The 15240-nt window shown below is 43.1% G+C and carries 10 protein-coding genes and 2 pseudogenes; 6 read left to right on the top strand and 6 right to left on the bottom strand.

Annotation, left to right across the window (positions count from 1 at the left end; all coding sequences use genetic code 11):
* Positions 1–189 precede the first annotated feature (189 nt).
* The 4 genes from grxC (at position 190) to AC0L6H_RS05940 (ending at position 1882) form a co-directional block, all read left to right on the top strand.
* Positions 190–450 (top strand): glutaredoxin 3, encoded by a 261-nt coding sequence (gene grxC, locus AC0L6H_RS05925; protein WP_257695930.1) that lies wholly within the window; start codon positions 190–192, stop codon positions 448–450.
* A 55-nt stretch (positions 451–505) separates the two neighbouring features.
* Entirely contained in the window at positions 506–688 is a 183-nt protein-coding gene (locus AC0L6H_RS05930) for a DUF417 family protein (protein WP_290295066.1), read from the top strand.
* Positions 689–977: 289 nt separating this feature from the next.
* A complete protein-coding gene (locus AC0L6H_RS05935; protein WP_473393152.1) occupies positions 978–1760 on the top strand; it encodes a YeeE/YedE thiosulfate transporter family protein in 783 nt (260 codons plus the stop codon).
* Complete coding sequence (locus tag AC0L6H_RS05940; protein WP_473393153.1) at positions 1733–1882, top strand: YeeE/YedE thiosulfate transporter family protein; 150 nt, start codon at positions 1733–1735, stop codon at positions 1880–1882. Before AC0L6H_RS05935 ends, AC0L6H_RS05940 begins: the two co-directional genes overlap by 28 nt.
* Before the next feature lie 59 nt (positions 1883–1941).
* Here the strand turns inward: AC0L6H_RS05940 and AC0L6H_RS05945 are convergent.
* The 5 genes and pseudogenes from AC0L6H_RS05945 to AC0L6H_RS05965 all read right to left on the bottom strand — a co-directional run.
* Positions 1942–2104: pseudogene (locus AC0L6H_RS05945) on the bottom strand (transposase); the annotation flags it as partial.
* Between the two features lie 123 nt (positions 2105–2227).
* Entirely contained in the window at positions 2228–2872 is a 645-nt protein-coding gene (locus AC0L6H_RS05950) for an MlaC/ttg2D family ABC transporter substrate-binding protein (protein ID WP_473393154.1), read from the bottom strand.
* 2 nt (positions 2873–2874) lie between these two features.
* The gene (locus AC0L6H_RS05955; RefSeq protein WP_473393155.1) at positions 2875–4563 is read right to left on the bottom strand and encodes an efflux RND transporter permease subunit; all 1689 of its coding nucleotides are present in this window, start codon (positions 4561–4563) and stop codon (positions 2875–2877) included.
* On the bottom strand, positions 4556–7534 hold the full coding sequence (locus tag AC0L6H_RS05960; protein WP_473393157.1) for a Tn3-like element ISShfr9 family transposase: 2979 nt from the start codon (positions 7532–7534) through the stop codon (positions 4556–4558). Before AC0L6H_RS05960 ends, AC0L6H_RS05955 begins: the two co-directional genes overlap by 8 nt.
* 309 nt (positions 7535–7843) lie before the next feature.
* Entirely contained in the window at positions 7844–10321 is a 2478-nt protein-coding gene (locus AC0L6H_RS05965; protein ID WP_473393159.1) for a sensor domain-containing protein, read from the bottom strand.
* A 257-nt stretch (positions 10322–10578) separates the two neighbouring features.
* Between AC0L6H_RS05965 and AC0L6H_RS05970 the strand changes: the two genes are divergently transcribed.
* On the top strand, positions 10579–10821 hold the full coding sequence (locus tag AC0L6H_RS05970) for an EAL domain-containing protein (protein ID WP_230237747.1): 243 nt from the start codon (positions 10579–10581) through the stop codon (positions 10819–10821).
* 306 nt (positions 10822–11127) lie between these two features.
* Positions 11128–11559: pseudogene (locus AC0L6H_RS05975) on the top strand (transposase); the annotation flags it as partial.
* Positions 11560–11650: 91 nt separating this feature from the next.
* On the opposite strand, the gene AC0L6H_RS05980 reads toward AC0L6H_RS05975, so the two are convergent.
* Positions 11651–14629 (bottom strand): Tn3-like element ISShfr9 family transposase, encoded by a 2979-nt coding sequence (locus AC0L6H_RS05980; RefSeq protein WP_473393161.1) that lies wholly within the window; start codon positions 14627–14629, stop codon positions 11651–11653.
* Positions 14630–15240: the final 611 nt, after the last annotated feature.

The raw sequence follows: 15240 nt of genomic DNA on the forward strand, positions 1-15240 counted from the left end.
TGAATGTAATACCTATATATTGTTGCAAAGCGGCTTTGTTTAACAACTTAGTTAGAAACCAACTTACCTTCATAATGTAGACGGTTAGTGACAAGATCAAAGATTTTTGAGTATTGTTAGTATTAACCAATGCGTAACAATAGATTTATCAACAACAAGCAATCCATTAAATAAAATAGGAAATACCCCATGACTAAAATTGAAATATACAGCAAAAGCTACTGCCCGTATTGCAAACGCGCCAAAGCCACTCTCAGTCGTTTAGGTCTTGATTTTGAAGAATTTGAAATTACTGATTCTGAAAAACTGACTAAAGAAATGCAACAACGTAGCGGTGAAAAAACCGTACCACAAATTTTTATCAACAAGCAACATATTGGTGGTGGCGATGATTTTCATCATGCACTAAATTCGGGCGCATTAAGTGATTTAATCGGTAAGCCTATTTAATTTTCTCAGTTAACACTATTTTATCGATTACACTTACTTTATAGAGAAAAACACCATGCTAGCAACGAACACCAAATCATTGCAAATAAAGGAACAAAAAATAGCTCTATTGGTTACTGCGCTTGGCGATAATACCCTACGTTTTTCAATTGCACTTATTTTAATATGGATAGGGGTGATGAAGTTTACAGGTTATGAAGCTGGCGCTATTGAGGGTCTATTGCTCTTTCAGTGTTAAAGTTGATTCAATTTAAAATGGCTTTGATCGCGACGCGAGTTTTGAAGCATAGTTATTTATGTAACAAACGAGCAGCAATATGTAAAAGCCGTTTTAAATGAACCCAAAGGGCAGCGTTTGTTTGAAATGTATACTGCGTTATTGCACTTCATGTAGCAAACTATACTCCCTGTGCTCTGCTTTGTCTTCATCTCAAACAAGCTGCTGTAAAAGTAAACCCGAAAGATCAACAGACCATAACGCTTTTAAACTTTAGCTTGTTCAGTTTATTATTTATATAGGGCATATAATGCTGCTTTTATCGATCATACTATTATTCGCTGGAATTATTGGGTATTTGTCCCAAAGCACTGGTTTATGTCTAGTCAACAGCGTAAGGCTTGCACTCAAAAGAAGGTTTTCTCTGCTATTTGCCACTTTACTTAGCGGTTCGTTTTCTTGGATTTCAATTAGTATTGGTCAGCAATCAGGCCTTAGCGATGTCAATGTTGCCTACGGTCCAAATTTTTGGATTGCACTTGGGGGCTTTATGTTTGGTATTGGTGCGGCATTTAATCATGCTTGTACCCTTTCTACGCTTTATAGGCTAATGCGAGGCGATATTAGAATGTTTGCCACCATAATCGGCTGGGCATTAGGTTGGTGGTGTTTTACTCAATTTTCATTGCCACTACCTGAGCACATTACTTTATTCTCTGAGGAACTCCAGTATTGGACACTATTTGTAATTTCAATGTTGGTACTCATTTGGGCATTTTTTGGAAACCCAAATCAAATGCGTTTATGGCTTAGTATTAGCATGATTGGTGTATTAGGGGGAATACTATTTTTATATCAACCTAATTGGCCACCTTCAGCTTTAGTAAACGATATTAGTTATGCTGTTGTTGGACCACAAGAGACCGTTTGGCCAGAGATAAAACGTTACCTTCTGACTATAAGCTTATTGTCAGGAATGTTTTATGCTGCATATTCAAAAAGAGATTTTAAATGGAGAAAGACAAGACTATTAGATTGGCCCTTACACCTTTTTTCGGCACGCTTATGGGATTTGGGTCTTCTATGGCCTTAGGTGGCAATGATGCGCAACTATTAATTGCTCTTCCTAATTTTTCACTTGCTAGTGTAGTGGCAATATTGTCGATGTTGATTGGTATTACTGTGGTTCTTGTTTTACAAGATTTACGCAAATAACACGGCCTGAAGAACATGTTCCTCCACAACAAACCGTCGCCACATTTTTACGTTTATTAATCGCTATAATGTTTTCGCCATCGTGACAGCATGAACGGGTGAATGTTGAGCTTTAGTGCGATAATTTTGATTGTGATGCCAACAGCGAAACTAAGTTGAACAGCATTGAATTTAAGTCGTTTGAATACTTCTAAGTTCGTCTGGGTTATTGTATTTTTGCATGGACACCTCATCTTTAGTAAGGTTTTGGTGTCCGTTTTATCGAGGAAGGAAGGCCCTCTCTTTTCAGCTGTTTCACATTTGTCGTGTTCATTACTTAGATTAAAAAACACAAGTATTAAGGGCTTAGCTATTAGTTTTAGATGTATTTGTGCTGTCAGACCAAGCTTTAATCACTGCATCAACGTCATTATTATGTATTTTCATTGATTCATGAAACTGGTTACGAAAAGTCAAACCAAGATTGACTCCGTTAATTATGAGGTTTTTCACGCGCCATTGCTCTTTAGACAAAGATAGTGAGAATAAAATATTATAAGTTGCTGCGTTCGATATCTTAACTTCAACAGGTACTTGAGCACGTTTTTCATTCTTCATTTTTGCTTGTTTTGTTTCCAAGCTGTAATCTTTAACATCGTCAAAGGCAACGACCAGTATATTGACGATTGAACGTTCGAATTCTGTTTGAAACAGGGCCTTTTGAGCATCACTCAACAACTGTTTGTTTTTACCAATTACACCTTTGGTTATAGATTTAAAATCTACAATTTCAGATAACATAGCCCTAACGTCTGTTCTGAATTTTTGTTGTGATGCTTCATTTGATGCTGAAGTGACTTCTTCCCCGCCCGTTGCACCAGATTTTAGCAGAGTAAACAAACGTGTTGCTACCTCTTCAACACGCTGTTGAGGGCCTTCTATTGCAGCCATCGATGTTGAGTTGTAGCTTGTAATAAACAGTAAAATAAAAACTTTTAAAAAGAATCGCATATTTATTCTCCTAATATGGGTTTGACATAATTATGCTCTTCAGTTGAGCTACTAATAGATGATTGCTTTCCACTACGATTATAAGTTTTAACCAATAATGCAGGTAACAAGGTTAAATTGGCTGTTAAGGCTAAAATCATTGCCAATGCCGCTAACCAGCCAAAATAGACTGTAGGTACAAAACGGGAAAACAATAATACCGAAAACCCTACCACAACAATTAGCGTAGTTAAGTACAAGGCTTTACCTGTGCTTTCGTGTGTGATTTTTACTGCTGTTACGGTGGAGTGCCCTTCATCAATTTCTTCTTTAAAGCGATGCAAGTAGTGAATGGCATCATCTACTCCTATACCGATAATGACGGCAGCAATGGTAATAGTCATAACATCTAGCGGTATACCCGCGAACCCCATAAAGGCCAATATCAAAACGGCCGCAAGTAAGTTAGGTGCTAAAGCTATTAATGCCAATGAGACAGATCGCAACAAAAACGCAAACATCAAAAAGGTTGCCAATATAACAAAGGCAACCGTGAAGAGTTGTGAGTCTACTAGTTGCTTTAGCATATCGCTGAATAATACGGCGACACCTGTGACGTGTACGCTTTCTGGAGCAAAACCCACTACGTTTATGGCAAAATTTTCAATATCTGCGATGAGATCATGCAAATTATGCTCGGGACCAGTTTCATGTATACGTGACGAAATACGCATCTGACCTGTATGAGGCGAAGCATAGGGAGAAATTAAATTCGTACGCACGTCATCAGGCAATAACCCCATAATGGCGGTAAGCTGTGTGTAAGAAAGTGCTTCGTTGTTATTAAAGCTACGAGCAACTCGCTCCATATTTGCCAATGATATAGACTTACCTAGTGCTTCTTTGGATTCCAAAAAGACTTGTAACTTATCAATCATTGCCAATTTTTCAGGAGTATACCAAAAGCGCTCAGGATAGTTATCAGTGCCTTCTTCAGCAAAATCATCGAACGGATCTTCTTCAACTACGTCGGGTTGTTCGAAGGGGTCAAATTGTAAGACGATATCCAGTGGTATGGTTCCGCCTAATTCCTGGTCGATAAAATTAAGGCCTTGTCTAATTTCTGTATCCGCTCGAAAATACTCTACTAAACGAGTGCCAATTTTAAGCTGTTGTAGACCTACGACAGAAACAACAATGGCTAAAAGCGCAATCCACAATACTCGAACTGGTCGATCCGTAGACATTCGTGCAAACCATGCAGTTAAACGAGGTGTATGTGCGATAGATTCAATAGATTCGTTTTTAGGGACAAGTACAAGTACGCTTGCAAAAAAACTATAGGTGACTATTAGTGACAAACATATGCCTATACACATCATCCAACCGAAATCGATGATAGGCACAATATCACTCGTGGTTAACGATGCAAATGCCACCATAGTAGTAATAGCTGTATACAGGCAAGGTTCGAGTTTTGAGCGCATGGTTGCATGCGGCAGTGCACAAGGTCTCGGATCATCCTTATAGGCCTCGTAAAGCTCGCGGTAACGGGCGGCCAAGTGAATAGTAAACGAAATTGTGATAATGGTTAACAATGCCACCATATTGGGGTTCTGGGGATTTTCCCCTCCAAAAAGACATAATCCTCTGTAGACCAAACCAATAAATGGCTGCGGAGGTGGTTTACTTTCAGTTTGGAGCCTAATCATCCACTATCGGCCTCGTTATTTCGCCAATATCGGGCAATTTCCCAGTATTAGTGAAGTTATACGTTCCGCTTAAGTTGATATTTTGCCACGCAACGGGCGAAACAGTACGAGTGATACCCGCTTTCTCTTCATCTCCTCTCGCTTCAAAGTGTCCCAGCAGATGACTCAGTATCGCGGAGTTGAAGTAGATGATCGCGTTGGCAAGCAATCTTGCACATTCATTCCAGATAGCGATTTCACTCTCGTTTTTGCCTCGGAACTGATCGCCATTCACCGACGCAATAGCCCGTCTCAAGAAGTGCCACGCTTCTCCCCGGTTAAGGGCACGCTGAACGTACTGCCGCAAACTGGCATTGTCTATGTAATCCAGTAAATATTGCGCTTTGACCAGTCGATTATACTCCGTCAGCGCCTGTAATGTCGGGTGCCCCGAAGGATAACCAGACAACTTTCTTACCAGCATTGCCTGTGTCGTTCGCTTTGTCTGAAGTGACAGAACAATGCGCCTAATATCCTGCCATCCCGTTTCGATGACATTCGTCCTGATGGGCTTTTTCAGGGCAAGGTTGGTGCCGCCGTGTTCATTTTCAGTTACGTCAAACAGATCATTGATGACACTACTGAACTGCGCGTATCGCGGTGCAAAACTGTAACCGCATAGATCCAGTAAGGCGAAGTTAACATGATTGACACCGTGTGTATCTGTCGAGAGTACGTCAGGTTTGATATCACTGCTGTTGGATTGTAACAGGTCATAAATATAGTGTGATTCGTGCTCGTTGGAACCGATGATCCGAGCATTGAGGGCGCTGTGGTTGGCCACCAGTGTCATGGCCGTGATCCCTTTATTGGTGCCGAAATACTTAGAGGAGTACCGGGTTTTAAAGGTTTCCAGATGGGTTTTGAATTTCTGACCATCCGCACTGGCATGCAACTGGTCCTCCTGAATATGGTAGTGGCGGAAGATAGGTAGCGCTGCAACCGCATTATTGATCACGTCGCTGGCGTCATGCAGCGTTTCAGGCCGGATATAGTTGGCCTGCACCGTACTCAGGTGTTCATAGCTTCGATCGGAGATCTGCGCCATGCCATACACACCACGGTGAGTGGCGTTGGCAATCAGAATGGCCAGTAAATCATCCTGATGAGTGAACCCTTGTTTTTGTATCGGAAGTACATGAGTCAGACATTTCATGAACCCGGTTTCGCGCTCTACATACCGCAGTACATCCGCGATACCGACCGGTTGCATTCGCTTAAAAAAGGGATTGTTGACCAGAGATGTAGCGCTTTTGGTCGGCAGACGCCAGCGGGTACCGGTACGATTTTTCATGATCACATTTCGATTGTCTCCCTCATCAATATGGAGAGCAACGTCTTTGAGCGCACTTTCCAGCCGGTGTTGTTTCTCCTGTAACAATAACTCTGCAGGCTGTTTTAGTCTGTCCAGTGTTGATGAGGCCAGCAAGGTATCCTGCGATGTCTGGGAGATCAGGTCGTCTTCCAGTGCGCGGTATTTGGTAACATTTGGCAGATAAATGCGTCCGTTCAGTCGCGAAGTCAACTGGCGGTAGAGCAGCCATTCGTAACGTTGCGGGTTAACGTTATCCTGTTTAACCAACCATGGGAGGTGCTTTTTCGGGATGAGCGACGTATCCATCGTCTTCAGTGGTCCACCGGATGCGATTTCCGTCTGCATCTGTTGAAGTTGGGCGACGACGGCTTCTGAGCCTTTACCGGCCTCACATTCAAGGCACAAGAACACCTGCCTTAACAGTTGCTCCAGGAGATTGCATTGTTCATCGTAATGTTGCCACTGGTACTCTTCCACGGTCCGTTTCTGTTTTTTCAGGTAAAGGCAGAGGGTCTGGATATCCCTGTCATTCATGACCTTCAATGCCTGTTGTCTGACTACTGAGAAGGGTTGATTATCATCAATGTTCTCATCCACAAACAGATGCAGTAACTCTGCCGCTTTCGTGACATTGTCCGCGGCTGACTGCCAGGACAGGAACACTGCTTGTTGTGCAAAGGTGTTGGCAGCTTCTTGTTGCTTGCGGATATGGTAAATGAACCCATCAGTTAACCGTTCCAGTGCCAGTTGTATCCGCTCTGTCAGGTGACATAGCAACCATAGATGCTGCTGTGCGCGTTTGAATCGTTTGAGTTTACTACCGTAATAGTTGATGAGCTCACCGAAGTGTTGTCGATTTTTAAGAGACAGATTAAGCCCATCGATAACGCCATTGATTTGCGTGCGCCATGGCGCTAACTGATGATAAAGGGCAAGCTCTTTTTTAAGTTCAGGTACGGTCAGACTTTTTGCACCGCCTCTGAGCTGGTTCAGGCTTAGTCCGTCATCAATGGCTGTTATGCTGTCCAGAAAGACGTGAAGTTCAGGACTGGTGAGTTGATTAAGTTGGTGCGCCAGGTCTTTTCTGACCTGCTGCATCGCTCTGCTTATCAGTCTCTGGAGTACGGTGTACCTAGGGATAGCAATGCTGTGACTGGTTAGGAATTCAATAGCAGTATCAAAGAGGTAACGCGGCTCCAGCCAGGCATTGCCCACCTGAACAAGGTGGTCGAAAAGAGAATTGAAGTGCTGACTTTCGTCCCATTTGTGATAACCAGCAAGGTCTAATACTTTTGCGTAGAGTCGATCTTTTTGTTTTTGTGAGGGAGTGAATGGTCTGAGCCCCTTGCCGCCAAGCAGCTCTTTACTGATGAACATTAAATCCTTAGAAACCTGCGAGTAAGCGATATCTAGGATGACGGGCTTTGATTTGAAGTATCCCAAAATCGCGACAAAGTAACATCTATGAGCTCTGAGACGAATTGACCGAAAAACTGCCAATTCCGCATCGTTCAGAGAAAAGTACAGACGTTGTTCTTCGATTGAAAAAATGGGTGGGGAATAAAGATTTGCCTGTTCTGCTCTCGTGAGAATAGTAATTTCGTTTTTGATGGCCATATCAGGGCTGTTCCGTATTAAATGTACGATATTTACCTAATTTGCCACACTTATAAGTAGTAACCCACCTCCGCAGCCATTTATTGGTGTGGTCTACAGAGGATTATGTCTTTTTAGAGGGGAAAATCCCTAGAACCCCAGATAGCGAATATTAACAAGGCTAAAACTATCAACAATACAAACCTTAGATCACCATACGTTCCATTTTGGAACGTATGGTGAACGACTTGAAGTCGTCTGAGTGCCAAAAGCTGCCGTACCCGACTGCTCTGTAAGGTCGCTTCTGGGTAGTCTCAGTGGCCAAGTCAGTTAGCCTTTATAAGTCTGCCAAGAATCATATGTTTTCCAGTTAGATACCCACTCAGGAATATCACCGGCAGTCATGGGCCGAGCAATGCCATAACCCTGCGCCAACTCACAACCCAGTCGTAATAGTGCTGCTCCGTGTTCGATGGTTTCTACTCCCTCGGCAATGACTTCGCGCTTGAATGTTTTAGCTAAACCTATGACGCTTTCAACAATCGCTAAATCGTCGACATCTTCCAGCATGTCACGCACAAAGCTCTGGTCGATTTTAATCAAGTAGGCTGGTAGACGTTTGATATGGGTAAGCGATGAATACCCTGTACCAAAGTCATCCAAGGCAAAGCATACGCCTAGTTCATGGCAAGCACTCATGGTGTTAAGCAATTGGCTGATGTCACTTAACTCACTGGATTCCAATACTTCCAATTCTAAATAGTGAGGGTCAACTTCGGGATGCGCTTCTAACAACGCTGTTATGCGAGTGGTGAAGTTACCTTGTTGTAATTGATAGGCGCTAATGTTGACACTGACAGATAGGTCTAAGCCCATGCTTCGCCATTGGCTTATTTGAATTAGTGCAGTGTCTATGACCCATTCACTTAGCTCCAGACTAATGGCATGACCTTCTATCGCTGGTAAGAAATCTAAAGGTGGGACTATACCGCGAGTAGGATGCTGCCATCGGATTAATGCTTCGACACCTATCACATCACCTGTGCGCATATTCACCTTGGGTTGATAATGCAACACAAACTCACGTCTACCCAAAGCTGAGCAAACATCGCCTATACTTTGCTGCCGAATCTTCATCGCATTATCTTGTGTGGTATCAAAAAATTGATAACGGTTTTTACCTGCTTGCTTAGCAAAATACATGGCTTGGTCGGCGTGACGCATGAGCAGGTCTGCATCTGCTTCGTCTTGTGGATAAAAGCTGACACCAATACTCGCTGAGATTTGCATTACAGCATCACCCAAAGTAACAGGAGCAGCAGCGGCCTTTAGTAGTCGTTTTAATACAGACTCACTATCTTCAATATTTTCCAAATCAACCATGACAGCAATAAATTCATCGCCGCCAATACGTGCCAGCGTATCACCTTCTCGTAACGCCTCTTTCATGCGCTGTGCCACTTCAACGAGTAGTTCATCCCCCACATAATGGCCGTAGAGGTCATTGACGGCTTTGAAGCCATCTAAGTCCATAAACGCAACGGCTAATGAATTATTGCGGCGTTGACACTGCACCATGTCATGGTTCAATCGGTCAGCCAGTAGTACACGGTTGGGGAGGTTGGTTAATGCATCGTAATGAGCAACGAGTTTCAGCTTTTCTTCGGCTTGTTTACAGTCAGTGATTTCTGTCCGAATGCCTACATACTGAAAGGGCTTACCTTTATCATCTAGGGTCGGAACAATAGTCGTTTTAACCCAATAGTCGCTGCCAGTCTTATTGGTATTCTTAATCTCACCATGCCACGCCTGACCACTAGAAATGGTCTTCCATAAATCCACGAAAAACTCGTCTGGGTGTTCATCGGACTTAACGATTTTGTGGTTATGGCCCAGTAGCTCTTCACGGTCATAACCGCTGATGGCGCAGAACTTGTCATTGACATAGGTAATGCGGCCAGCAACATCAGCGATGCTCACAATGGCGTGTTCGTCTATTGCACCCTTTTGAGAGATTAACTCTCTATTCAACTCTTGGGTCGCTTTGGTCGCTTGGATTAGAGCGAGTTCCTTCTCTTTTTCAGCGGTTATGTCGCGGGCAGTGACAACTATCCTTTTATCCTCAAGCGAGATAATATGTGCGCTATAAGTACTATCGCCCGATGGCATCGACAGCATGTAGTCGAATGACACTAACGAGTTAGTTTCAATTGCCTCATCAAATGCATTTTTAAACTGCTCAGATACTTGTATTGGAAGTAAATCAAGCATCTTTTTCCCAATTAATTCATCGGGTGTCAGATATAAATCTTTACTATCATTCACATTATATTTGACTATAACGCCATCACTGTCGAGTACGAACTGTATATCTCGGTTTGACTCATTCACTGCGCACATTAAATCGTTTGTCTCGTTAAGTTCCTTGCTTTGAATTTTAAGTCTGGTGACATCTTTTTGAATGCCTAAATAATGTATTAGCTTTCCTTGATTATCAAAAATTGGCGACATGCTGAGTTCATTCCAAAACATCGAGCCATCTTTTCGATAGTTTCTGAGCGTTACTAGGCAGGTTTGTTGTTTCTTGATAGTTTCACGAATGATAGTTAATTGATCTTCTTGATCTTTATCATCTCCCTGTAGATAACGACAGTTTTTACCAATAATCTCTTCAAGGCTATAGCCAGTCATCCTCTCAAAAGCCGAGTTAACAAATATCAGCGGATTATCTGGCAGTGTAGGGTCCGAGATCGTTATGCCGTCACGAGAGTTCATAACAGCTGCCTTGAGTACGTTTAGATCAATCATATTTGTCCTTTTACAGCATCAATCATAAGCGCAATGCCATTACGCGTCTGTTCGTTATAACGCCTAAGAGGCAACTACCCACTTATTGACACTCAGCAATTTTTTTATATTATTACTTTGTAACGCGGTTGTAAATTCTTCAGTAATCATTGCCTCACACCACTATTTTATTATTGCTACACGTGCGCAAGAGTTATTGATATGGCAATTGTAAAAACTACGATGAGTGAATTTGTAAGCAAGGGTTTAAGTTTTCCATAGATGATTCTGATACGGGTTATTCAAGCCTTGCTTATTTAAAGGAATTGCCTATTTCGGAATTAAAAATCGACAAGTATTTTGTTGACGACATTGAAATTAATCAGCCTGAAAAATCTTACGCTATTGTTGACACGATTATTGAAATGGCTCGCGCATTTGTTGTGAAGAGTGTTGCAGAGGGAGTCGAGACTGATAAGCAATTTGCCTATTTAAAGAAAAAGAGGCGTAATCATTATTAGGGATATTTATTTTCAAAACCAATAGATAAGGACGACTGGTTAAAGTCTGTTAACAAAGAAACTAAGAAGAAAATTGGATGAATGATTAATCTATTTTATGCTTTCTGAAGGTCTCCTAACTCAGCTTTTGATACGGTAGGTAAACATAAACCAATGACCGCTTTTCGCTCAGGCTGTGTGAAAACTATTGATCACCTTTTGGACTAAGCACGGTGTTTATATGATCAATCAGTCTTAATGTAATCACCTATCTAATCTCCGTTTTTAGTATAATTAAATGGTCAGCCAAACCAGAGAGAATCTGTGATGTCTCACCATATTAAAGGTCAATCAAGAACACAAACTACACTGCTACCAGAAGTGCTAGATGATTTTGTCACTGAAGATAATCCCGTTCGAGTCATTGATGTTTTTGTGAATGAAATAAATCTTGAATCATTAGGTTTTAATCGGGTGCAGGCAAAACAAACAGGCCGTCCTTGTTATCACCCAGCAACACTGCTCAAGTTATATATTTACGGTTATCTAAACCGTATTCAATCATCACGCCGTTTGGAAAAAGAGACGCATCGCAACGTTGAACTGATGTGGTTAGTCGAACGTTTGCAACCTGATTTCAAAACCATTGCTGACTTTAGAAAAGACAACGGCAAAGGCATCAAGAATGCTTGCCGCCAGTTCGTTCAACTGTGCCGTCAAATGAACATGTTCAGCGATGCGGTATTCGCCATTGATGGGGTTCTAGGGATTTTCCCCTCTAAAAAGACATAATCCTCTGTAGACCACACCAATAAATGGCTGCGGAGGTGGTTTACTTTCAGCTTGGAGCCTAATCATCCACTATCGGCCTTGTTATTTCGCCAATATTGGGCAATTTCCCAGTATTAGTGAAGTTATACGTTCCGCTTAAGTTGATATTTTGCCACGCAACGGGCGAAACAGCACGAGTGATACCCGCTTTCTCTTCATCTCCTCTCGCTTCAAAGTGTCCCAGCAGATGACTCAGTATCGCGGAGTTGAAGTAGATGATCGCGTTGGCAAGCAATCTTGCACATTCATTCCAGATAGCGATTTCACTCTCGTTTTTGCCTCGGAACTGATCGCCATTCACCGACGCAATAGCCCGTCTCAGGAAGTGCCACGCTTCTCCCCGGTTAAGGGCACGCTGAACGTACTGCCGCAAACTGGCATTGTCTATGTAATCCAGTAAATATTGCGCTTTGACCAGTCGATTATACTCCGTCAGCGCCTGTAATGTCGGGTGCCCCGAAGGATAACCAGACAACTTTCTTACCAGCATTGCCTGTGTCGTTCGCTTTGTCTGAAGTGACAGAACAATGCGCCTAATATCCTGCCATCCCGTTTCGATGACATTCGTCCTGATGGGCTTTTTCAGGGCAAGGTTGGTGCCGCCGTGTTCATTTTCAGTTACGTCAAACAGATCATTGATGACACTACTGAACTGCGCGTATCGCGGTGCAAAACTGTAACCGCATAGATCCAGTAAGGCGAAGTTAACATGATTGACACCGTGTGTATCTGTCGAGAGTACGTCAGGTTTGATTTCACTGCTGTTGGATTGTAACAGGTCATAAATATAGTGTGATTCGTGCTCGTTGGAACCGATGATCCGAGCATTGAGGGCGCTGTGGTTGGCCACCAGTGTCATGGCCGTGATCCCTTTGTTGGTGCCGAAATACTTAGAGGAGTACCGGGTTTTAAAGGTTTCCAGATGGGTTTCGAATTTCTGACCATCCGCACTGGCATGCAGCTGGTCCTCCTGAATATGGTAGTGGCGGAAGATGGGTAGCGCTGCAACCGCATTATTGATCACGTCGCTGGCGTCATGCAGCGTTTCAGGCCGGATATAGTTGGCCTGCACCGTACTCAGGTGTTCATAGCTTCGATCGGAGATCTGCGCCATGCCATACACACCACGGTGAGTGGCGTTGGCAATCAGAATGGCCAGTAAATCATCCTGATGAGTGAACCCTTGTTTTTGTATCGGAAGTACATGAGTCAGACATTTCATGAACCCGGTTTCGCGCTCTACATACCGCAGTACATCCGCGATACCGACCGGTTGCATTCGCTTAAAAAAGGGATTGTTGACCAGAGATGTAGCGCTTTTGGTCGGCAGACGCCAGCGGGTACCGGTACGATTTTTCATGATCACATTTCGATTGTCTCCCTCATCAATATGGAGAGCAACGTCTTTGAGTGCACTTTCCAGCCGGTGTTGTTTCTCCTGTAACAATAACTCTGCGGGCTGTTTTAGTCTGTCCAGTGTTGATGAGGCCAGCAAGGTATCCTGCGATGTCTGGGGGATCAGGTCGTCTTCCAGTGCGCGGTATTTGGTAACATTTGGCAAATAAATGCGTCCATTCAGTCGTGAGGTTAACTGCCGGTAGAGCAGCCATTCGTAACGTTGCGGGTTAACGTTATCCTGTTTAACCAACCATGGGAGGTGCTTTTTCGGGATGAGCGACGTATCCATCGTCTTCAGTGGTCCACCGAATGCGATTTCCGTTTGCATCTGTTGAAGTTGGGCGACGACGGCTTCTGAGCCTTCACCGGCCTCACATTCAAGGCACAAGAACACCTGCCTTAACAGCTGCTCCAGGAGATTGCGTTGTTCATCGTAATGTTGCCACTGGTACTCTTCCACGGTCCGTTTCTGTTTTTTCAGGTAAAGGCAGAGGGTCTGGATATCCCTGTCATTCATGACCTTCAATGCCTGTTGTCTGACTACTGAGAAGGGTTGATTATCATCAATGTTCTCATCCACAAACAGATGCAGTAACTCTGCCGCTTTTGTGACATTGTCCGCGGCTGACTGCCAGGACAGGAACACTGCTTGTTGTGCAAAGGTGTTGGCAGCTTCTTGTTGCTTGCGGATATGGTAAATGAACCCATCAGTTAACCGTTCCAGTGCCAGTTGTATCCGCTCTGTCAGGTGACATAGCAACCATAGATGCTGCTGTGCGCGTTTGAATCGTTTGAGTTTACTGCCGTAATAGTTGATGAGCTCACCGAAGTGTTGTCGATTTTTAAGAGACAGATTAAGCCCATCGATAACTCCATTGATTTGCGTGCTCCATGGCGCTAACTGATGATAAAGGGCAAGCTCTTTTTTAAGCTCAGGTACGGTCAGACTTTTTGCACCGCCTCTGAGCTGGTTCAGGCTTAGCCCGTCATCAATGGCTGTTATGCTGTCCAGAAAGACGTGAAGTTCAGGACTGGTGAGTTGATTAAGTTGGTGCGCCAGGTCTTTTCTGACCTGCTGCATCGTTCTGCTTATCAGTCTCTGGAGTACGGTGTACCTAGGGATAGCAATGCTGTGACTGGCTAGGAATTCAATAGCAGTATCAAAGAGGTAACGCGGCTCCAGCCAGGCATTGCCCACCTGAACAAGGTGGTCGAAAAGAGAATTGAAGTGCTGACTTTCGTCCCATTTGTGATAACCAGCAAGGTCTAATACTTTTGCGTAGAGTCGATCTTTTTGTTTTTGTGAGGGAGTGAATGGTCTGAGCCCCTTGCCGCCAAGCAGCTCTTTACTGATGAACATTAAATCCTTAGAAACCTGCGAGTAAGCGATATCTAGGATGACGGGCTTTGATTTGAAGTATCCCAAAATCGCGACAAAGTAACATCTATGAGCTCTGAGACGAATTGACCGAAAAACTGCCAATTCCGCATCGTTCAGAGAAAAGTACAGACGTTGTTCTTCGATTGAAAAAATGGGTGGGGAATAAAGATTTGCCTGTTCTGCTCTCGTGAGAATAGTAATTTCGTTTTTGATGGCCATATCAGGGCTGTTCCGTATTAAATGTACGATATTTACCTAATTTGCCACACTTATAAGTAGTAACCCACCTCCGCAGCCATTTATTGGTGTGGTCTACAGAGGATTATGTCTTTTTAGAGGGGAAAATCCCTAGAACCCCTCCTTGGTGGCTCATTTTACACAATGACGCCGAACAGTAATGTCGATCTTAGCAGAGAACAAATCTCCAAAAAATAAAATCCTTTTGGATCTGGGATTTTAATAATGAAAGATGTTTATTAGAGGCTATTTACCAATTTATCCTAGAACACTCTAAGTCTGTTCGAAAGGCCCACCAGAATAAACATGGACTTGTTTTATGTGGAATTGGCATTACAACGTCTGACACTCCAGTATTATTTGAATTATTCAAACGATTCAAAATTCTATCAAATGCAGATGCGTTTATTTTTCAAAGTGAATTACGCTACTTAGATTTATCTCAATTAGCATTAATGACTTTTAACTGTAAGCATGACTATCTTTACCCTAAAACAAAGAACGACATACTCAACAAATTCATGAACGGTGAGCGATTTGCGTGTGGATCAGATGTCTGGGCATTATATGAGAAAAAGGCTTTTTCCGATATT

This window comes from Glaciecola sp. G7-5 (genome assembly GCF_055808975.1).

Bases quoted from the DNA above. Each gene is read 5' to 3' on its own strand.
- AC0L6H_RS05940 (WP_473393153.1), top strand. From the start codon at position 1,733: ATGGGATTTGGGTCTTCTATGGCCTTAGGTGGCAATGATGCGCAACTA.
- AC0L6H_RS05955 (WP_473393155.1), bottom strand. From the start codon at position 4,563: ATGATTAGGCTCCAAACTGAAAGTAAACCACCTCCGCAGCCATTTATT.
- AC0L6H_RS05960 (WP_473393157.1), bottom strand. From the start codon at position 7,534: ATGGCCATCAAAAACGAAATTACTATTCTCACGAGAGCAGAACAGGCA.
- AC0L6H_RS05950 (WP_473393154.1), bottom strand. From the start codon at position 2,872: ATGCGATTCTTTTTAAAAGTTTTTATTTTACTGTTTATTACAAGCTAC.
- AC0L6H_RS05980 (WP_473393161.1), bottom strand. From the start codon at position 14,629: ATGGCCATCAAAAACGAAATTACTATTCTCACGAGAGCAGAACAGGCA.
- AC0L6H_RS05965 (WP_473393159.1), bottom strand. From the start codon at position 10,321: ATGATTGATCTAAACGTACTCAAGGCAGCTGTTATGAACTCTCGTGAC.
- AC0L6H_RS05935 (WP_473393152.1), top strand. From the start codon at position 978: ATGCTGCTTTTATCGATCATACTATTATTCGCTGGAATTATTGGGTAT.
- AC0L6H_RS05930 (WP_290295066.1), top strand. From the start codon at position 506: ATGCTAGCAACGAACACCAAATCATTGCAAATAAAGGAACAAAAAATA.
- grxC (WP_257695930.1), top strand. From the start codon at position 190: ATGACTAAAATTGAAATATACAGCAAAAGCTACTGCCCGTATTGCAAA.